The sequence below is a fragment of the Micromonospora sp. MH99 genome, assembly GCF_021442385.1.
In the GTDB taxonomy this organism is placed as follows: Bacteria; Actinomycetota; Actinomycetes; order Mycobacteriales; family Micromonosporaceae; genus Micromonospora.
Map to the genome: position 1 here is coordinate 1 of NZ_MUZA01000092.1, position 19,822 is coordinate 19,822.

Below are 19,822 nucleotides of genomic sequence, written 5' to 3' on the forward strand. Positions count from 1 at the left end.
TGGCGCGTCGACGGTCAGCCGTACCCGCTCGGTCGGGCGTTGCTGGCGCTGGCCGAGGCCGCCGCGGCGGCGGGCGAGCGCGACGAGGTGTCGGCGGCGGTCACCGAGGCGGCCCAGATCGCCCGGCGGCTGGGCGCGACGCCGCTGGCCGAGACGGCCGCCACCCTGGCGCGGCGGGTCGGCCTGCGGGGGGCGAGCAACGGTGGGGGCGGTGCCGATCTGCTGACGGCCCGGGAGCGGGAGGTGCTGCGGCTGGTCGCCGAGGGGCACAGCAACAGCCGGATCGCCGAGCGCCTGTTCATCTCCCCGAAGACGGCAAGCGTGCACGTCTCCCGGATCATCGCCAAGCTGGACGTGACCAACCGCGGGGAGGCGGCCGCGCTGGCCCGCCGTCTCGGGCTGCTCGCCGAGCCCGCCGCGCCCCGCTGACGGGGGTCTTATCAGCCGCGCGGCAGGTAGATCCGCCAGCCGTCGAGGGTGACCAGGTCCAGGTCGGCCGGGTCGGTGCCGAGCCGCTCGTCGAGCCGGGCCGCCAGCGGTGAGCCGGCCGGCGCGACCCAGGCCGGCGCCGCCGCACGCTCCACCTCGCGGCGGTACGCGGGGTAGCGGTCGAAGCCGGGACGCAGGGTGTCGTCAACCACCGCGCAGACCACCTCCTCGCCGCTCGCGAAGGTGAGGCGGTTGCAGGTCCAGTAGTCGGCGCGGACGTGTCGTACGCCGAGGTGGCGCAGCGTGGCCACCAGCTCGGCGTGCCGGGCCTCGGCGGCCCGGGTCGCCGGGGCCGTCCGCGCCGCCTGCCCGGTGGCGTACCCGGCGGTGACCAGCGTGGCGGCGAGGACGACGAACGCGCCCAGCCGGGTCACCGGCCACCCGGGACCGCGCCGGGCCAGCGTCCAGACCGGCCAGAGCAGCGCCGGTACGGAGATGAGCAGCGTGGACAGGTAGCGCGAACTCTCCACCGGGGTCAGACCGGAGGAACTGCTCAGCGTGTACGCCGCGAGGGTCGCCGCCGCGGCCAGCACGAGAGCCAGCCGCATGGCCGCCGCGACCCGGGGCGCCGAGCCGTCCGCACCGCGTGAGCCGTCCGCACCGCGTGAGCCGGGTGGTTGGCGGAGTGCCCGCCAGGCCGTGGCGGCGGCGACGACCAGCAGCACCGGCAGCGCGTACGCCCACCACAGTTGCCAGGTGGCGCAGGAGCCGGGGCCGCAGAAACCCATGCCCAGCGGCGGCCCGAGCAGCAGCCCGCCGTGCAGCCGGTCCGCCCAGCTCGCGGTGGCGTCCGCCCCGCCGGCGGCGAGCACCGCGTGCAGGGGGTTGCGGCCGGTCAGCAGGCTGTGCCCCAGCAGCGGGGCGGCCCCCAGCACGGCTGCCGCCCCGAGCAGCGCTCCGGCCCGCCCGCGCAGCTCCCGGCGGCGGAACCCGACCAGCAACGCCCCGGTCGCTACGACGTACGGCAGCACCAGCGGGTCGACCCAGAGCAGCAGCCCGGCCAGGAACCCCCAGACCGCCCAGCGGACGGGTCGCCACCCCGGCCGGCCGGCGGCCAGGTCGACGGCGAGCAGGGCGAGCGCCACCCCGGCCGCGTTCATCTCGGGGTAGCCGCCGCCGGCGATCAACTGGTTCTTGACCACCCGGTCGGCGCCGAGGGCGAGCAGCGCCACCACCAGCAGGGCGAACCAGCGGTCCCCGGTCAGCCGCAGCGTGAGCCGCCAGGTCAGCAGCAGGAACAGCGCGTACAGCGCCAGCGTGGGCAGCCGCAGACCGAACAGGGACGGGCCGAACAGCGCGAACACCGGCGCGGCCAGGTACGCCTCCAGCGGGCCCATGTACTGCTGGCCGTAGAACCAGACCGGAAAGTCCTCGCCCCGGGCGATGTGCAGCGCGGCCAGCCCCATGGTGGCCTCGTCGCTGTTCGTCGGGGGAGTGGCGTGACCCAGCAGCCAGAGCCGGTAGCCGACCCCGGCGAGCACCGCCAGACCGGTGAGCCAGCCGACCCGGCCGAGGTGCGAACCGGGCCGCGGACGCGGTCGACCCGCGCCGCGCGGCTGTTCGCGTACGCCGGCGGTCATCGCTCGATCATGGCACCCGAACGCCGCACGGCAGGTGCGGCGCTGTCGGCGGGTCAGCCGGCGGTGGCCACCGGGGTGGCGGCGCGGGCGTCGAGCGCCTGCTTGTAGAGCCGGCCGGCCCGGTACGACGAGCGCACCAGCGGCCCGCTCATCACCCCGGCGAAGCCGATCTCCTCGGCCTCCTCGCGCAGCTCCACGAACTCCTCCGGCTTGACCCAGCGGGTGACCGGGTGGTGGCGGGGGGTGGGGCGCAGGTACTGCGTGATGGTGATCAGCTCGCAGCCCGCCTCGTGCAGGTCGCGCAGAGCCTGGGAGATCTCGGCGCGCTCCTCGCCCATGCCCAGAATCAGGTTGCTCTTGGTGACCAGGCCGTCGGCGCGGGCCTGCCGGATGACGTCCAGCGAGCGGTCGTAGCGGAACGCCGGCCGGATGCGCTTGAAGATGCGCGGCACGGTCTCCACGTTGTGGGCCAGCACCTCGGGCCGCGAGCCGAAGACCTCGGCCAGCTGCTCGGGGACGGCGTTGAAGTCGGGGATGAGCAGCTCGACGCCGCAGCCGGGCTGCAGCGCGTGGATCTGCCGGACCGTCTCGGCGTACAGCCAGGCGCCGCCGTCGGGCAGGTCGTCACGCGCGACACCGGTGATGGTGGCGTAGCGCAGGCCCATCGAGACGACCGACTCGGCGACGCGACGCGGCTCGTCGGCGTCGAACTCGGCCGGCTTTCCGGTGTCGATCTGGCAGAAGTCGCAGCGCCGGGTGCACTGGTCACCACCGATGAGGAACGTGGCCTCCCGGTCTTCCCAGCACTCGTAGATGTTGGGGCAGCCGGCCTCCTGGCAGACGGTGTGCAGCCCTTCGCGCGACACGAGCCCGCGCAGCTGGGTGTACTCCGGGCCCATCTTGGCCTTGACCTTGATCCATGGCGGTTTGCGCTCGATCGGCGTCTCGGCGTTGCGCGCCTCGATCCGCAGCAGGCGACGCCCCTCGGGGGCCGCCGTTGCGGTACGCGCTGCCTGGCCGGTCGTCGGCGCGGAGTGCTCGATCGTCACGAAAACGAGCCTACGCCGGATGGCAGCCGTCTATGTGCGTCAGGCGACCGGCGTCACGCCGCTGATGTTGTGACGCCGGACACCGGCAAGCCCAAAAATGGCGTCACACGCGCCGGGTTCGGGTGTTAGCGTCGCCGCCAACAGCGACGACGGAGCCGAGTAGCGCCCCGACCCGCCAGTACAGAGAGCCGCCGGTGCTGAGAGGCGGTCTGGCGACGGGTGCGCGAAGACCCTCCCGAGCTGCGGGCAGAACGGCGGCGACGCCTACTAGAGCCCGCCCGGCTGGCCCCGGTCACCAGGCGACGAACGAGGCCCCCGCTCCGGTGGGGGCGAAGGTGTGGTGGCACCGCGAGGTTCCCGCTCGCCCACACCTCCCTGGGGCTGATGCGACACCGTCGCCCCGGTGGCGGCGTCGCGATCGACCGAGGAGCAGCCCGTCATGCGCCGAACCCTGTCGCACCATTTGCCCGCCCACGTCGGCGAGACCGTCCGGATCGCCGGCTGGGTGCACCGCCGCCGCCTGCTGAAGTCGGTGGCCTTCCTGATCGTGCGGGACGCCGCCGGCCTCGCCCAGGTCGTCGTCACCGACCCTGCCGTCCGCGCCAAGCTGGAGAAACTCACCGAGGAGACAGTCGTCGAGGTCACCGCCACGGTCACGTCGAACGGCACCGCGCCCGCCGGGGTCGAGCTGACCGACCCGACGGTACGACCGCTCGGCCCACCTGCCGAGCCGCCGCCGTTCGACCTGTACCGGCCAGCGCTCACCGCGAGCCTGCCCACCCAGCTCGACAACGCCCCGACCGCGCTGCGTCATCCGACCCGCTCGGCGGCGCTGCGCGTCTCGGCGGCGGCCGTGGCGGGCTTCCGGGCTGCGCTCGACGCCCGTGACTTCGTGGAGATCCACACCCCGAAGGTGGTCAGCTCGTCCACCGAGAGCGGGGCGAACGTCTTCGCGCTGGACTGGTTCGGTCGGCCCGCGTACCTGGCCCAGTCGCCGCAGTTCTACAAGCAGTTGATGGTCGGCGTCTTCGAACGTGTCTACGAGGTGGGGCCGGTCTTCCGGGCCGAACCGCACGACACCGTCCGGCACCTCGCGCAGTACACGTCGCTCGACGCGGAGCTGGGCTTCGTCGCCGACCATTCGGACGTGATGCGGATGCTGCGCGAGGTCGTCGCCGGCATGCTGGGCGCGGTGGCTGAGCGGGCCGGTGGCGCCCTGGCGACGCTGGGTGTCGAGGTGCCGGCCGTGCCGGTGCAGATCCCGGCGGTGCACTTCACCGAGGCGTTGGCGATCGCCGGGGCTCCCGCCGACGAGCCGGACCTCGCGCCGGCCCACGAACGGGCGCTGGGCGAGTGGGCCCGCCGCGAACACGGGTCCGACTTTCTCTTCGTCACCGGCTACCCGATGGCCAAGCGACCGTTCTACACCCACCCGGACCCGGTGCGGCCCGCGTACTCGAACGGGTTTGACCTGCTCTTTCGTGGCCTGGAGCTGGTCACCGGCGGGCAGCGGCTGCACCGGCACGCCGACTACCTGGCGGCGTTGGCGGCCCGGGGTGAGCCGGTGGAGCCCTACACCGGTTATCTGGACGCGTTCCGGCACGGCATGCCGCCGCACGGCGGGTTCGCCATCGGGCTGGAACGGTTCGTGGCCCGCCTGGTCGGGGCCGCCAACGTTCGGGAGGTCACCGCGTTCCCGCGTGACCTGCACCGGCTGACGCCGTAGGGCCGGGTGCCGGCTGTGCGCTCAGACCTCGGTCAGGGTGGACAGTCGGCGTTCGACGACCGGGAGCACGTCCGCGACGCTGATCGGGCGGCCCAGTTCGGCGGTGAGCGAGGTGACGCCGGCGTCGCGGATGCCGCACGGGACGATCCGGTCGAAGTACGTCAGGTCGCAGTCGCAGTTGATCGAGAAGCCGTGCAGGGTGACGCCCCGGGCCACCCGGATGCCGATGGCGGCCACCTTGCGGGCCGGCCCCCGGTCGTCCTCGGGCACCCAGACGCCGCTGCGGCCCTCGACCCGGCCGGCGGCCAGGCCGAACTCGGCGCACACGTCGATGAGCAGCTCCTCGGTGCGGCGGACGTAGGCGACCACGTCCACCGGGTCGGGCAGTCGCAGGATCGGGTAGCCGACGAGCTGCCCCGGGCCGTGCCAGGTGATCTTGCCGCCCCGGTCCACGTCGACGACCGGAGTGCCGTCCATGGGCCGGTCCCACGGCTCGGTGCGCTTGCCCGCGGTGTAGACGCTCGGGTGCTCCAGCAGCAGCACTGTGTCGCCGCGCTCGCCCGCCACCACCGACTCGTGCAGGCGCCGCTGCTCGTCCCAGGCGGCCTGGTAGTCGAGCAGGCCGGCGCGGACGGCCGTCAGGCCGGAGGTCGTCGTCGTCACGGCGTCCAGCCTAGTCCCGCCGCGGGCTCGGATCCGTCGTGAGCCGCCTCACCAGGATCGGAACGAGGGGCGGGTCTACCGGTCGGCCGGCGGGATGCGCCAGATCCACACGTCGTCGACCCGCTGCGGCTCGCCGAACAGCGCGGTGGCCGTCCGCCGGACCGCGGCCTCGTCGACCTCGAACTTCGCGCCGTGCACCTCGTCGGCGAGGACCACCGTCTCGATCCGCCAGTGCCGCAGGTCGGAGGTGACCTCCCGCTTCGTGCCGTCGGTGATGATCGGCACCAGCCCGGTGCGGCCGGCCTGGTCCATGAGTGCGCTCAGGGTGCGCGGCACCGGCCCGATTCGGCCCCGCCCGTCCGGGCCGCCGGGGCCGAGGAAGAAGCCGCCGGGGATCGCGAACTCGCCCTGCCGGTGCGACAGGGCGTACGCCTGCCAGCGCTGGCCGTCCGGGTAAATGTCGACGGGCAGCGGCACCGGGGCCAACGTGTTGCCGTCGGAGACGTACTGCCGCCAGGCGCCGGACGTGATGAACTGCGGGACAGGCTCCCGCTCGCGGGTCAACAACGGGGTGGGCAGCAGCGGCACGAGGGCCGCCGCGAACCCGAGCACCCAGGCCAGCTCCGTGGGGCGGTACCGGGGCGGCGCGGCACGCAGCTGATCGATGGCGTACGCCAGAAGGATCCCGATCACCGGCGCGACCACCAGGGCCAACCGGGCGGGCAGTGCGGCGTTCACCACCGGCAGCTGCCCGAGCAGGTCGAACGGCATGGGCAGGTCGGTACGGCGTCCGTCGATCTTCGCCACCGGCCCGAAGGACAGCACCGTGAAGATCACCGCGACGACGCCCAGCGCCCAGAGGATCGCCCGACGGCCGGGGTCGGCGCGTCGCCAGACCGCGACAAAACAGATCACGGTGAGCACGAGCAGCGGGATCCCGAAGAACGAGTTCTCCTCGGTGGGGTTCGGCGCCAGCGAGGTGCCCAGTCCGGCCTCCCCGGCCAGGGAGCGGCGCGGGAAGGCGACGAACGCGGCGATGTCCTCGGAGTGGATCACCGGGTCGAAGCCGGTGCCGTGGAACCGCTGCGGCCCGGCGAAGTGCAGCCACAGCGGGTACGACAGCAGCACCCCGGCGACCACAGCGGTCACGCCGAGCCCGCGCAGGAAATTGGGCAGCGCGGCGCGGGCCTCGGCCCGGTGGGTCGGGTGCAGCGCCCAGACGGCCACGAACACGCCGAGCGCGAGGGCGGCGAAGAACAGGCCCTCGGCGGCGATCGAGAAGGCCACCGCGACCAGAGCGCCGAGGATCACCCCGTCGCGCAGCCAGTGCCCGGGGCGGCGCAGTGCGAACAGCCGCCAGATCAGCAGCGGCACCAGCCAGCCGGCGGTCCAGTTCAGGTGGGCGTTGGCGTGCGAGACCATGCCGGGGGAGTAGGCGATGAACAGGCCGCCGACCCCGGCGGCGAGGCGGCTGCGCACCACGTGCCGCGAGAGCAGCCAGTACCAGGCCAGCGCGGTGGCGAGCAGGTTCAGCGTGAGGATCACCAGGAACGTCGCCGGTGGCCCGATGAGGTACGTGAGCGGGGCGAAGACCACCGCGTACACCGTGATCGAGGTGTTGACCGCGAGGTTCACGCCGTCCGGGACATTGATCAGGTACGTGAAGAAGGGGTTCTCCCCGTGGGTGACCGCGTGCCCGCCGAAGGCCAGCAGCCACTCGAACAGCGCCTGGTCGCTGGAGTTGACGGTGATCGCGCGAACGTTCGGGTCCCGCCACAGGCCGCTGGTCACCCAGACGGCGAGCGCGAGCGCCACCAGCACGACGATCAGGTCGGCCCGGCGGTCCTGGAGGGCGCGCGGCGGCGACGCGGGTGCGGGCCCGGTGGCCAGCGACGGGGAGGACGGCACGCAGCGGACGTTACCAACCGGACCTGGACGAGCCGGTCAGACCGGCGGTTGTTGTCGACTCCGCTGCCTGCGCGGTGGCCATGGTTCGTCGTACACAACGGCTGCCGTGAATGTGTGAGTGTGCCCCATGTCATAGCGGCGACACATCGTCGTAACGTCTCGGCAACTCGACCGTGACCCAGTTCACAGTCTGCCCCTCTCAGGAGGCCGCCGTGCGCCGCTCCACATCCACCCTCAACCGGCTGCTCGGTGCGGTCGCCGGGCTCGTCCTCGCCGTGGCGGGGGCGATCACCCTCGCCACGCCCGCCCAGGCCGCCAGCCTCACCCAGGTCACCGGGTTCGGCTCCAACCCGGGCAACCTGGCCATGTACGCCTACCGGCCGGACAACCTGCCGGCCAACTCCCCGGCCGTGGTGCTGCTGCACGGGTGCACGCAGAACGCCTCCGGCTACTTCAGCGGTTCCGGCTGGCAGAAGTACGCCGACCTGTGGAAGTTCACGCTCATCGTCGCCCAGCAGCCGTCCGGCAACAACGCCAACTCCTGCTTCAACTTCTTCGAGAGCGGCGACACCACCCGGGGGCAGGGCGAGGCGCTGTCGATCAAGCAGATGGTCGACCACGCCAAGGCGAACTACGCGGTCGACGGCTCCCGGGTCTTCGTCAGCGGCCTCTCGGCGGGCGGGGCGATGAGCGCGGTCATGCTCGCGACGTACCCGGACGTCTTCGCCGCCGGCTCGATCATCGCCGGCATCCCGTACCGCTGCGCCACCAGCATGGTCAACGCGTTCAGCTGCATGAACCCGGGCACCGACAAGAGCCCGGCCGCCTGGGGCGACCTGGTCCGTGGCGCCTACTCCGGCTACACCGGCCCGCGCCCCCGGGTGGCCATCTGGCACGGCACGTCGGACACCACTGTCACCCCGCTCAACGGCACCGAGTCCCGCGACCAGTGGACCAACGTGCGGGGGATCTCGCAGACGCCGACCAGCACGTCGTCGCTGCCCGCCAACACCAGCCTGGAGGTGTACGGCAACGACGAGGTACGCCTCTACCGGGTCTCCGGCATGGGCCACGGCACCCCGGTCGACCCGGGCTCCGCCGCGGACCAGTGCGGCACCGCTGGCGCGTACTTCCTGGACACCATCTGCTCGACGTACCGCGACGCGCTCTTCTTCGGCCTCAACGGCGGCGGCAGCACCCCCACGCCGACCCCCACGGCCACCCCCACCAGCACGCCGAGCCCCACGGCCAGCCCGACGCCGACGCCGACCCCGACCACGCCGGCGACCTGCGTGACGGCGAGCAACTACGCCCACGTCACGGCCGGTCGGGCCTACCAGTCCGGCGGCTACGCCTACGCGAACGGCTCCAACCAGCGCATGGGCCTCTACAACACCTTCTACACGAGCACCCTCAAGCAGACCGCCCCCAACTACTGGGTGATCGGCTGCTGACCCACCCCCGTCCGCACCCCCACCCGCACCCCCGGTGATCAAGAGGTTCGCGTCAGAATCCGCCCCCCGGATGACGCAAACCTCTTGATCAACTGGGCGAGGGTCAGGCGGTCAGGGCCGCCTGGAGGGCCTGGGGGAGGGTTCGGTGGTGGTAGGGGTAGTTGGCCTTGGTCAGGACTCCGGGGTGGACTCTCGTGCTGGTCAGGGCCTCGTGGGCGAAGCCGCCCAGCGCCACCTTCAGGGCCAGGGCGGGGATCGGGATGATCGCCGGCCGGTGCAGCTGGCGGGCCAGCTCCCGGGTGAACTCGGCATTGGTCACCGGATGCGGCCCCACCACGTTGACCGGGCCGGCGATCTCGTCGTGGGCCAGCAGGAAGAGGGTCGCGTCCAGCCAGTCGGCCATCGAGATCCACGGCAGCCACTGCCGGCCACTGCCCAGCCGTCCGGCGATGCCCAACTTGAACGGCAGCAACTGCGGCTTGAGCAGCCCACCGTCGCGGTGCAGGGGCAGGCCGGTGCGCAGTCGCACCACGCGTACGCCGGCGTCCTCGGCCGGACGGGTCGCGGCCTCCCACACCCGGCAGACGTCGGCCAGGAAACCCTCGCCGGCGGGCGCGTCCTCCTCGACGACCCGGTCGCCCGTGTTGCCGTACCAGCCGACTGCCGACGAGTTGAGCAGCGCCTTCGGTCGGTCGGCGGCCGGCAACCCGGCGATCGTCGTCGCCAGCGTCGTGCTGCTGTCCACCCGGCTGGTGCGGATGAGCCGCCGGTAGTCGTCGTTCCAGCGCTTGTCGCCGACGCCCGCGCCGGCCAGGTTGATGACGGCGTCCGCGCCGGCGACCGCCGCCGGGTCGAGATGGCCGGCCGCCGGGTCCCACTGCCGCTCTCGCGGGTCGCGCGCCGGTCGGCGCACCAACCGGGTGACCTCGTGCCCGTCGGCGGCGAGCCGGTCGCCCAGCCGGGTGCCGAGAAAGCCGGACGCGCCGGCCAGAAGGATCCGCATGCCCTTATCTTCGTCGAAAACGTCACCCTCGGACGCGCCCCGGCCCCACTCCCCGCCGATCTTGCACTTTGTGTCGTCGTTCTGCCCGGCAAGGTCCGTTCTGCCGGGACAGCAAGTGCAAGATCGGCGGGGCGGGGCGGGGCGGGGCGGGGCGCGGTGGGGTGGGGTGGGGTCAGGCCTCTGGGGCGGGGCGTAGGTCGGTCAGGAGGCGCTCCACCTCGGCGTACGCCTGCGGGGGGAGCGGGCCCAGGGTCAGGGTCGCCAGGTTCTCGTCGGCCTGGGCCACCGTGCGGAGGCCGGGGATCGGCACCGTGCGCGGGCTGCGGGCCAGCAGCCAGCCCAGCGCGCCCTGCGCGAGGGTCCGACCGTCCGCGGTGAGCGCCGCGCGGACCTGCTCGACCCGTGCCGCCCACTGCGGCGTGGGCCGGCCGTCGGTGAACCACTGCAACCACTCGGGCGCCCGACCGCGCACGTCGTCCGCGCCGAGCGCGCGGGTCGACCCGGTGAGCAGGCCCATCGCCAGCGGTCCCCGGTTGAGGCTGGCCAGGTCGTGGCGGTCGCAGACGGCGAGCACCGCCGCGTTGTCGCTCAGCACCGACTCGTCGTGCTGGATGGCGACACAGTTCTTGCCAGCCGCCGCGAACGCGTCCGCCGAGGCCGGGTTGTCGGTGCTCCAGCCGTACGCCCGGATCTTGCCCTGGTCGACCAGGTCCTCCAGGGTGCCGACCAGGTCGAGCGCGGCGGGCGTCGGCAGTTCGTTGATGTGCAGTTGGTAGAGGTCCACGTGGTCGGTGCCGAGCCGCCGCAGTGAGTCCTCCAGGCTGCGTACGGCGAACGCCGGGCTGGCGTCGGTGCCGAGCGCCCGCCGGGTGGCCTCGTCGCTGACGTTGCCGAACTTGGTGGCGATCACCGCCTCGTCCCGGCGACCCGCCAGGGCCCGACCGAGGATGCGCTCGCTGTGCCCCGCGCCGTAGTTGCTGGCCGTGTCGAACAGGGTCACCCCGAGATCGAGAGCCCGGTGGATGGTGCGGATCGACTCGTCGTCGTCCACCTCTCCCCAACCGAACGGCTGGCCGTCGTCACCCCAGAGCGGACCGCCGATCGCCCAGCAACCCATCCCGATCGCGCTCACCTCGATGCCGCTGCGTCCCAGCGTTCGTGTCGTCGTCATGCGGACCAGCCTCCAACCTGGAGTGCGCTCCAGGTCAAGGGGTGGCTACCATGCCGAGACATGACCGGTTACGCGCCCGCGGAGGCCGCCCGGCGCAGCGGCTTCAGCCTGGACACGCTGCGGTACTACGAGAAGATCGGCCTGCTGGCCGACGTGAATCGCACGGCGGGCGGCCAGCGCGTCTTCACCGACGACGACCTGAGCTGGCTGGTGCTGTTCCGCTGCCTGCGCGACACCGGGATGCCGATCGCCCAGATGTGCCGGTACGCGGCCCTCGCCCGCGAGGGTGAGCACACCGTCGACGAACGGCGCGAGCTGCTGCAACGACACGCGGCCCAGGTCGAGGAGCAGATGCGCCTGCTCCAGCGCCAGTACGACCACCTCCGGGAGAAGATCCGCTTCTACGAGCGCCTGCCCGGCCCGACCCCGCCGGACGACGACCGGTGACGGCCGGCGCAACCGGGCGGGCCGGCGTGGGTCATGCGCTTCGGCACGCCGCGGTGGCGGTCTCCCCGGCCGGCGACACCGCCAGGTCGGCGACCGGGAGTCGATCTCGGCTCAGCCGGTCGGCGCCGTCAGGCCGAGCAGTTGCTCGGCGGTCCCGGGTCGACCGGTCAGCGCGTTCAGGGCGCTGACCAGCCGCTTCTCCTCGTAGCGGAAGTGTGACTGCAGCAGGGCGGCCAACCCGTCCAGCTCGGCGCGTACCTGGGTGGTCGGCAGCGGGCGGTCGTCGCCCAGCAGCTCCTCGACCCGGCTCAGAATCCCCGCCACCACCTCGTGGTCGACGATCAGGTTGGCCAGGACCGGGCGTAGCTCGGGCACCTCGTCGGCCAGGACCCGGAACGCGCCCGCGTCCTCACCTGTGTGGTGGCGGCCGAGCGCGGCGCAGAAGGTCAGGCAGTGGGCCCGCAGGTCCCGCGACGGCCGGGCGTCGCCGCCGGGGGTGTCACCGAGGTCGGCTCGCAGGCGGGCCAGCTCCGCGCCGAGCCAGAGGTGGATCTCGATCATCTGGTTGCCGACGGCGGCGAGCCGGTCGGCGGGTGAATTGTTCGGGTGCACGTTCGTCCCATGCTGTCCCCGCGCCTCCATGCCCACGGCGGCCTTCGAGCCGGGTGCACCGCGACGCTTGCCGGAGCTTACCCCCGGCGGTCACGGCGTGGTGGGCTCGTCCGGCTCCCGGAGGTCGTGCCAGCGGGCCCGCCACGCGGCCTCGTGCGCCTCGTGGCTGGTCCGCTCCTCGAAGACAACGGCGCGCAACGCGTGCCGGGACGTCGACATCACCATCACCTCCACGGCCACCAGCGCCACGCAGATCACCGTCGCGAGGGTGAGCGCGCCCAGAGAGGGCAGGTGCTGGCCGACCGGCAGGGCCGCGGTCAGCACCACGATGACGCCCAACCGGGTCCAGGAGAGGGTGTGCAGGGTCCGGAGCTGGAACAAGATGTTGACGGCGTAGTAGCAGATCAGCCCGCCGAAGAGCATCGGTACGGCCGGCCCGTCGACCTTCTCGCCGAGGCCGCCGGCCGGATCGGTGATCTTGTGCAGGATCTCCTCGTTGCCGATGGAGAAGAGGATGATCCCGGCGATCATCGGCAGGTAGAGGTACGCGTACGCGTCGCGGGCCATCGCCACCCGGGGAGCGCCCTCCGCCGCGTGCAGGGCGATCCGGGCGGCCGGGCCGATGAAATCGAAGTGCGCCCACCAGAGGGCGGCGGTGACCACGATGCTGAGCGTGGCGGCCGCCACCGCCGGCCAGGTCACCGGCTTGCCGAGCAGGTTGCCGCCCACGCCGGTGGAGATGACGGACTCGCCCAGCGCGATGATCAGGATGAGGTCGTAGCGTTCGGTCCAGTGCTCGGCGCTGGTCACCCCCCAGCCCCAGGTGCCGACGATGAAACCGGTGGCGAACTGAACCACCACCACGGCGATCCAGAGGCCGTCACGGATCATCGCTGCCTGGTTCGGGTCGGCGATCTGCTGCGGGATCAGCGCGGCGGCCAGCAGCAGGACGATGCTGGCGGCCAGTTCGGGGGCGAACCGGCGCAGTTGCCGACGCTCCTGCGGGCTGTCCCGCACCACATGCTGGTAGAGGACCCAGTGGATGCCACGGACCACCACGTAGCTGACGGCCACCAGCATCGGGCCGGCGGCGCTGCCGTTCGGGTCGCTGAAGGCCTGCGGCAGCGCCAGCGCGAACGCGAACAGGGCGGCCATCGCCACCACCATGAGCACCGGGACGTACCCCTCGCCGAGCCGTACCCGGGTGGCGACCAGGCTGTGCACCACCCAGCACCACCAGAGCACGGCCAGCACCAGGGCGGCGTGCAGCAGTTGTCGACCGGAGATGTTCGCGGCGGTGGCGCGAGTGATGATGAAGAACGAGAAGACGAAGACCAGGTCGAAGAAGACCTCGAACTTGTCCACCCGGGCGCCGGGGGCGATCGGGACGGCTGGTCCCAGTTGTCCACTCCGCCGGAAGCCGCCCACGGTCCCACTCTGGCAGCGTCCGGCCTGCCCGGAGGACGGAACGGGTCAGCCCGCGTCGCGGGGGCCGCAGGCCGCCCATCAGCAGGTCGAGCAGCCGGTGCCGGCTCTGGGCGTACGGGTGGGCGCCGGACGTTACCTCCGGTCCGGGGCGGGAAACCGCCTGGATCGCGGCCCGAAGCGAGCCGACCGGCCCGCCCCACCCTGGACAAGGATGGATCATGACGACGAGCAATCCGATCACCACTTCGTTCGCCCATGACTCCACGGCCATGGACGTGATCCGGGGCGTGGACCTCGTCGGCCGGCGGGCGATAGTCACCGGCGGCTCGTCCGGCATCGGCGTGGAGACCGCCCGTGCCCTGGCCAGCGCCGGCGCGGAGGTCACCCTGGCCGTGCGCAACCCCGACGCCGGCCAGAAGGCCGCCGACGACATCGCCGGCACCACAGGCAACGACCGTGTGCTGATCGCCCCGCTCGACCTCGCCGACCAGGATTCGGTCGCCGACTTCGTGGCCAACTGGGACGGCCCGCTGCACATCCTGGTCAACAACGCCGGCATCATGGCCGCGCCGCTGAGCCGCACCGCACAGGGCTGGGAGATGCAGTTCGCCACCAACCACCTCGGGCACTTCGCGCTCGCCACCGGGCTGCGCCCGGCGCTCGCCGCCGCCGACGGGGCCCGGATCGCCTCGGTCAGCTCCGCCGCCCACCTGCGCTCGCCGGTGGTCTTCGACGACATCCAGTACGACCGCCGCGAGTACGAGCCGTGGCAGGCGTACGGGCAGTCCAAGACGGCCAACGTGCTCTTCGCCGTGGAGGCGACCCGCCGCTGGGCCGACGACGGCATCTTCGCCAACTCGCTGATGCCCGGCGCGATCCAGACCAACCTCCAGCGTTACGTGAGCGAGGAGGAGTTGAATCGGATGCGCGCCGGTAACGCGGCGGCCTGGAAGAGCGTCGAACAGGGCGCCGCCACCTCGGTGCTGGTCGCCGCCTCCCCACTGCTCGACGGGGTGGGTGGGCGCTACTTCGAGGACTGTCAACAGGCCGCCCCGGCCCGGCCCGGCGGCCGCACCGGCGTCGCCGACTACGCGCTGGACCCGGAGGCCGCCGAACGGCTCTGGAAGGTCTCGACGGATCTGCTCAAGGGCTGAGCGGCGTAGACGAAGGGGCGCCCCGGTCGACGACCGGGGCGCCCCTTTCGGCGTTACTGCGGATCAGGCCAGGCCCAGCTCCGACTCGAAGTTGCCGCCCTCCAGCCGCTCCTTGACCGCGGTCAGGAAGCGGGCCGCGTCGGCACCGTCGATCAGGCGGTGGTCGTAGGACATGGCCAGGTAGACCATCGACCGGACCGCGATGACCTCGCCCAGCTCCGGGTCGTTGACCACGACCGGACGCTTCACCACGGCACCCGTACCGAGCATCGCCGACTGCGGCGACGGCACGATCGGAGTGTCGAAGAGAGCGCCCCGGCTGCCCGTGTTGGTGAGCGTGAAGGTCGCGCCGGCCATCTCGTCCGGGGTGATCTTGTTGTTCCGGGTGCGCTCGGCCAGGTCGGCGATCCGCTTGGCGATGCCGCCCATGTTGAGGTCACCGGCGTTGTGGATGACCGGCACGAGCAGGCCGCGCTCGGTGTCCACGGCGATACCGAGGTGCTCGGCGGCCGGGTAGGTGATCGTGCCACCGTCCAGGTCCATGCTGGCCTGGATGATCGGGTGGGTCTGCAGGGCCTCGATGGCGGCGAGGGCGAAGAACGGCAGGAAGGACAGCTTCACGCCGTGCTTGGCCAGGAACGAGTCCTTGGCCTGGGCCCGCAGCTTGGCGACCTTGGTGACGTCGACCTCGACGACAGTGGTCAGCTGCGCCGTCTCGTGCAGCGACTGCTGCATCCGCTTGGCGATCGTCGCCCGGATCCTCGGCAGCTTCTCCGTGGTGCCCCGCTTGGCGCTCGGCTGCGCCTTGGCGGCCGGCTTGGCCGCAGGGGCCGACGGCGCGGCGGCCGGCTGTGCGGCCGGAGCCGGCGCGGCAGTGGCGGCCTTGGCCTTCTCGGCCGCGTCGAGGACGTCCTGCTTGCGGATGCGGCCACCCACACCGGTGCCGTTGAGCGAGGCCAGGTCGACGCCGTGCTCGCTGGCCAGCTTGCGGACCAGCGGGGTGACGTACCCGGCGGCCTCCTCGCCGCCACCCGGCGCCGGAGCGGACGGGCGCTGCGGCGCGGCGGTCGGCGCGGACGGCTGAGCCGCCTGCTCGGCCTGCGCCGGCTGCGCCGAGGTCTCCGCCTCAGCGGCCGGCTCGTTGTACGACGCGCCCGACGTGGGCTCCTCGACCTTCGGCTCCGGCTTCGGCTCGGCCTTCGGCGCCGGCGCGGCCTCCGCCTTCGGCTCGGGCTTCGGCTCGGGCTTGGCCTGAGCGGGGGCACCACCGGCGACGCCGATGATCGCCAGGTCGGCGCCGACGTCGGCGGTCTCGTCCTCGGCGACCTTGATCTCCAGCACCGTGCCGGCGACCGGCGACGGGATCTCCGTGTCCACCTTGTCGGTGGAGACCTCCAGCAGCGGCTCGTCCACCTCGATGGTGTCGCCGACCTGCTTGAGCCAGCGCGTGACCGTACCCTCGGTGACGCTCTCACCCAGGGCCGGCATCTTCACCGCGGTGCCCTCGCCCGACGACGCGGCGGCCGGAGCCGGCGTCTCGGCCGGGGCCTCGTCCTGGGCCACCTCGTCGGCGGTGCCCTCGGCGGCGGCCGTCGGCTCGGCGGCCGGCTCGACCTTCTCGGCCGGGGCCTGCTCCTGCGGCGCGGCCTCGCCGCCACCGGTCGACTCGCCCTCACCGGCGATGACGGCCAGCTCGCTGCCGACCTCGGCGGTCTCGTCCTCGCCGACCACGATCCGGCTCAGCACGCCCGCCGCGGGCGACGGGATCTCGGTGTCGACCTTGTCGGTCGAGACCTCGAGCAGGGGCTCGTCGACCTCGACCGTGTCGCCCTCCTGCTTGAGCCAGCGCGTGACGGTGCCCTCGGTGACGCTCTCGCCGAGCCGGGGCATGGTGACCGATACCGGCATGTTCTCCAGACTCCTTCATTCCCCTTGGGGGATCTTCGCCCGTCGCCGGACGCCGCGGTTTGGGTGATCAGGCGTGCGCGTGCAGCGGCTTGCCGGCGAGGGCCAGGTGCGCCTCGCCCAGGGCCTCGTTCTGGGTGGGGTGGGCGTGCACGAGCTGGGCGACCTCGGCCGGGTAGGCCTCCCAGTTGTAGATGAGCTGCGCCTCACCGATCAGCTCACCCACCCGCGCGCCGACCATGTGGACGCCGACGACGGGGCCGTCCTCGACCCGGACCAGCTTCACGAAGCCGGTGGTCTTGAGGATCTGGCTCTTGCCGTTACCGCCCAGGTTGTAGTTGTAGGTCTTGACCTTGTCGGCCCCGTACTGCTCCTTGGCCTTCGTCTCGGTCAGACCCACCGACGCCAGCTCCGGGTCGCAGTAGGTGACTCGCGGGATGCCCACCTCGTCGATGACGGCCGGGGTCTGCCCGGCGATCTCCTCGGCGACGAAGATGCCCTGCTGGAAACCCCGGTGCGCGAGCTGGAGGCCGGGCACGATGTCGCCGACGGCGTAGACGTTCGGCACGCTGGTGCGCAGCCGCTCGTCGGTCAGCACGTAGCCGCGGTCCATCTTGACGCCCTGCTCCTCGTACCCGAGGTTGGCGGTGTTCGGGCCGCGACCGACGGCGACCAGCAGCAGCTCGGCCTCGACGGTCTCGCCGCCCTGAATGGTCAGCTTGACGCCGTTGTCGGTCTTCTCGACCTTCTCGAACGGCTTGCCGACCTTGAAGTTGATTTTCCGCTTGCGGAACGCCCGCTCCAGCGCCTTGGACGACTCCTCGTCCTCGGCGGCGACCAGTCGGGGCAGCGCCTCGACGATCGTCACGTCCACGCCGAAGGACTTCCACACGCTGGCGAACTCGACGCCGATCACGCCGCCGCCGAGCACGATCACCGACGACGGGATCCGGTCCAGGGTCAACGCGTGGTCGCTCGTGATGATCCGCTCGCCGTCGACCTCCAGGCCGGGCAGGCTCTTGGCGTACGAGCCGGAGGCCAGCACGACGTTGCGGCCGGTGTAACGCTTGCCGTCCACCTCGACCACGTTCTTGCCGACCAGCTTGCCGTGACCCTCGACGATGGTGATCGCCTTGTTGCCCTTCAGCATGCCCTGCAGGCCCTTGTAGAGCCGGGCGATCACGCCGTCCTTGTACGAGTTGACGCCGGCCATGTCGATGCCGACCAGTTCGGCCTTGACGCCAAACTGCTCCGACTCGCGGGTCTGGTCGGCGATCTCCGCCGCGTGCAGCAGCGCCTTGGTCGGGATGCAGCCGTTGTGCAGGCAGGTCCCGCCGAGCTTGCCCTTTTCGATAAGCGCGACCTTCAGGCCCAGCTGGACGGCGCGCAGCGCGGTCGCGTAGCCGCCGCTGCCACCTCCGAGAATGACGATGTCGAAGGTCGCTTCGTTCGGCTCGCTCACGTCCAACTCCCAGGTCGCGTCGCTGCATCGGGGGTCACTACGGGGTAACACGGACACACCCCACCTCGGTCATCTTGTCACCACCGGGCACAGGGTGCGTAGTGAGGTGCCCAACGACACGTCATCGACACGTACCCTTGGCACCGTTGTCGATGACGTGACATGGGGGAGAGGTTCGGTGGGGTTGTTCCGGCGCCGGAAGCAGGCGCGTGTGCTGAGCCACGACCGCGCGGCCGACAGTGGCGATCTGGACCATCTCGCGAACTTCATCCGCAGTCGGCGCGGCGTCGAGGCGTTCATCGAGCCCCGGACGACTGTCACCCAGACCACGGTCATTCTGATCGCCGACGACGGGGAGTGGACGCGCCGCCGCATCGACGGCCCGGACGGCGCGCGGCGCTTCGCGTACCGGATGGGCATCCCGGTGTACGACGTCCGGCTGATGGGCTACCCGCAGCGGATGCGCGACTTCAACGAACGCCGCAAGCGCCGCCCCGACCAGTACTGACCTGCCGAGGGGCCCCGGGTGGGGCCCCTCGGCACCACGTCAGCCGTTGGCGGCGACGTCCTCGACCAGCTGCACCAGCGTGCGGACCGGCACGCCGGTGCCGCCCTTGGTCCAGTAGCCCGTCGGCTCGCCCGAGTGGTAGCCCGGCCCGGCGATGTCGATGTGCGCCCACGCCACGTCGTCGGCCACGAACTCACGCAGGAACACACCGCCCTGCAGCATGTGCCCGGCCCGGTCCATCCCGGCGTTGACCTGCGAGATGTCCGCCACGTCGGAATCCATGCCCTTGCGCACGTCGTCCGGCAGCGGCATCGGCCAGGCCGGCTCGCCGACCGCGTCGCCGACCGTCCGGACCCGCTCGCACAGCTCGGGGGTGCCCATCACGCCGGCCACCCGCTTGCCCAGCGCGATCACCTGACCGCCGGTCAGGGTGGAGGTCTCGAACAGGTAGTCGGTGCCGTCGGCGCACGCGCGGGCGATGGCGTCGGCCAGGACCATGCGGCCCTCGGCGTCGGTGTTCAGCACCTCCACCTTCTTGCCGCTGAACATGCTGATCACGTCGCCCGGCCGGTAGCTGGTGCCCGACGGCATGTTCTCGGCCATCGGCAGGTACGCGCTGACCGCCACGGCCGGCTTCAGCGCGGCGATCGCCAGCATGGCAGCGCCCACCGCGGCGGCGCCCGCCATGTCGGACTTCATCTCCCACATGCCCTGCGCCGGCTTGATCGAGATGCCACCGGTGTCGAAGGTGATCCCCTTGCCGACCAGCGCGACCCGCTTGCCGTTGCCGCCGTCCTGCGGGGTGTAGGTGAGCTTCACCAGTCGCGGCGGGGCCTCCGAGCCCTGCCCGACCGCGATGATGCCGCCGTACCCGCCCGCGGCCAGCGCCGCCTCGTCCAGCACCTCGACGCCGAGGCCCGCGTCACGGGCGGCGGCGGCCACGGCGTCGGCGAACGACGGGGGCCGCAGCTCGTTCGGGGCGGTGTTCACCCAGTCCCGGCTGAGCCGCACCGCGCCGGCGACCGCCTGCGCGCGGGTGATCTCCGCCTGGGCTGCCGGCTCGGCGGCGTCCGGAACGGAGATCAGCACCTCGGCCACCGGCTCGCGCCGGGTCGGCTGCGGACGGGTCTTGTAGCCGGCGAACCGGTACCCGCCGAGCAGCGCGCCCTCCGCGACCGCGCGCAGCGCGGCCGGCGCGTCCGAGTCGTCGGGCAGCGGCATGCTCAGCGCCACCTTCGGCGCCCCCGCCAGGGCCCGGACCGC

At 72.3% G+C, this 19,822-nt stretch carries 17 protein-coding genes; 6 read left to right on the forward strand and 11 right to left on the reverse strand.

What is annotated here, in order from left to right; translation table 11 throughout:
- Positions 1-429 (forward strand): response regulator transcription factor (locus tag B0E54_RS29405; RefSeq protein WP_234590269.1); only part of this gene is annotated, 429 nt, incomplete at its 5' end.
- A gap of 11 nt (positions 430-440) precedes the next feature.
- On the opposite strand, the gene B0E54_RS29410 is transcribed toward B0E54_RS29405, so the two are convergent.
- Together B0E54_RS29410 and lipA are read right to left on the reverse strand one after the other, a co-directional pair.
- Positions 441-2,069, reverse strand: coding sequence for a hypothetical protein (locus B0E54_RS29410; protein ID WP_234590271.1), 1,629 nt, complete (start codon positions 2,067-2,069; stop codon positions 441-443).
- A gap of 53 nt (positions 2,070-2,122) precedes the next feature.
- On the reverse strand, positions 2,123-3,118 hold the full coding sequence (lipA, locus tag B0E54_RS29415) for a lipoyl synthase (RefSeq protein ID WP_234590274.1): 996 nt from the start codon (positions 3,116-3,118) through the stop codon (positions 2,123-2,125).
- 439 nt (positions 3,119-3,557) lie between these two features.
- Here lipA and aspS point away from each other — a divergent pair, with 439 nt between their 5' ends.
- Entirely contained in the window at positions 3,558-4,844 is a 1,287-nt protein-coding gene (gene aspS, locus B0E54_RS29420) for an aspartate--tRNA(Asn) ligase (RefSeq protein WP_234590276.1), read from the forward strand.
- Positions 4,845-4,865: 21 nt separating this feature from the next.
- On the opposite strand, the gene lipB is transcribed toward aspS, so the two are convergent.
- Entirely contained in the window at positions 4,866-5,507 is a 642-nt protein-coding gene (gene lipB / locus B0E54_RS29425) for a lipoyl(octanoyl) transferase LipB (RefSeq protein ID WP_234590279.1), read from the reverse strand.
- Positions 5,508-5,582: 75 nt separating this feature from the next.
- Complete coding sequence (locus B0E54_RS29430; RefSeq protein WP_234590281.1) at positions 5,583-7,415, reverse strand: DUF2079 domain-containing protein; 1,833 nt, start codon at positions 7,413-7,415, stop codon at positions 5,583-5,585.
- 212 nt (positions 7,416-7,627) lie between these two features.
- Between B0E54_RS29430 and B0E54_RS29435 the strand changes: the two genes are divergently transcribed.
- A complete protein-coding gene (locus B0E54_RS29435) occupies positions 7,628-8,869 on the forward strand; it encodes a PHB depolymerase family esterase (protein ID WP_234590283.1) in 1,242 nt (413 codons plus the stop codon).
- Positions 8,870-8,972: 103 nt separating this feature from the next.
- Here B0E54_RS29435 and B0E54_RS29440 read toward each other — a convergent pair whose 3' ends face one another.
- Positions 8,973-9,872 (reverse strand): TIGR01777 family oxidoreductase, encoded by a 900-nt coding sequence (locus B0E54_RS29440; protein ID WP_234590295.1) that lies wholly within the window; start codon positions 9,870-9,872, stop codon positions 8,973-8,975.
- Positions 9,873-10,044: 172 nt separating this feature from the next.
- A complete protein-coding gene (locus B0E54_RS29445; protein ID WP_234590297.1) occupies positions 10,045-11,043 on the reverse strand; it encodes an aldo/keto reductase in 999 nt (332 codons plus the stop codon).
- A 60-nt stretch (positions 11,044-11,103) separates the two neighbouring features.
- On the opposite strand from B0E54_RS29445, the gene B0E54_RS29450 reads away from it, so the two are divergent.
- Positions 11,104-11,490: a MerR family transcriptional regulator gene (locus B0E54_RS29450; RefSeq protein ID WP_234590299.1), complete on the forward strand. Its 387-nt coding sequence runs from the start codon at positions 11,104-11,106 to the stop codon at positions 11,488-11,490.
- 111 nt (positions 11,491-11,601) lie between these two features.
- Here the strand turns inward: B0E54_RS29450 and B0E54_RS29455 are convergent, their stop codons facing one another.
- Positions 11,602-12,102, reverse strand: coding sequence for a hemerythrin domain-containing protein (locus B0E54_RS29455; protein ID WP_234590302.1), 501 nt, complete (start codon positions 12,100-12,102; stop codon positions 11,602-11,604).
- A gap of 90 nt (positions 12,103-12,192) precedes the next feature.
- Positions 12,193-13,530, reverse strand: a complete 1,338-nt coding sequence (locus B0E54_RS29460) for a low temperature requirement protein A (protein WP_234590304.1) — start codon at positions 13,528-13,530, stop codon at positions 12,193-12,195.
- 218 nt (positions 13,531-13,748) lie between these two features.
- Here B0E54_RS29460 and B0E54_RS29465 point away from each other — a divergent pair, with 218 nt between their 5' ends.
- Positions 13,749-14,684, forward strand: a complete 936-nt coding sequence (locus B0E54_RS29465; protein WP_234590316.1) for an SDR family NAD(P)-dependent oxidoreductase — start codon at positions 13,749-13,751, stop codon at positions 14,682-14,684.
- A 63-nt stretch (positions 14,685-14,747) separates the two neighbouring features.
- On the opposite strand, the gene sucB is transcribed toward B0E54_RS29465, so the two are convergent.
- Positions 14,748-16,592, reverse strand: a complete 1,845-nt coding sequence (gene sucB, locus B0E54_RS29470; protein ID WP_234590318.1) for a 2-oxoglutarate dehydrogenase, E2 component, dihydrolipoamide succinyltransferase — start codon at positions 16,590-16,592, stop codon at positions 14,748-14,750.
- 67 nt (positions 16,593-16,659) lie between these two features.
- Positions 16,660-18,051: a dihydrolipoyl dehydrogenase gene (gene lpdA / locus B0E54_RS29475; RefSeq protein WP_234590321.1), complete on the reverse strand. Its 1,392-nt coding sequence runs from the start codon at positions 18,049-18,051 to the stop codon at positions 16,660-16,662.
- Between the two features lie 178 nt (positions 18,052-18,229).
- Here lpdA and B0E54_RS29480 point away from each other — a divergent pair, with 178 nt between their 5' ends.
- On the forward strand, positions 18,230-18,559 hold the full coding sequence (locus tag B0E54_RS29480; RefSeq protein ID WP_234590323.1) for a hypothetical protein: 330 nt from the start codon (positions 18,230-18,232) through the stop codon (positions 18,557-18,559).
- Positions 18,560-18,598: 39 nt separating this feature from the next.
- On the opposite strand, the gene B0E54_RS29485 is transcribed toward B0E54_RS29480, so the two are convergent.
- A partial coding sequence (locus B0E54_RS29485) for a leucyl aminopeptidase (RefSeq protein WP_234590326.1) occupies positions 18,599-19,822 on the reverse strand: 1,224 nt, incomplete at its 5' end.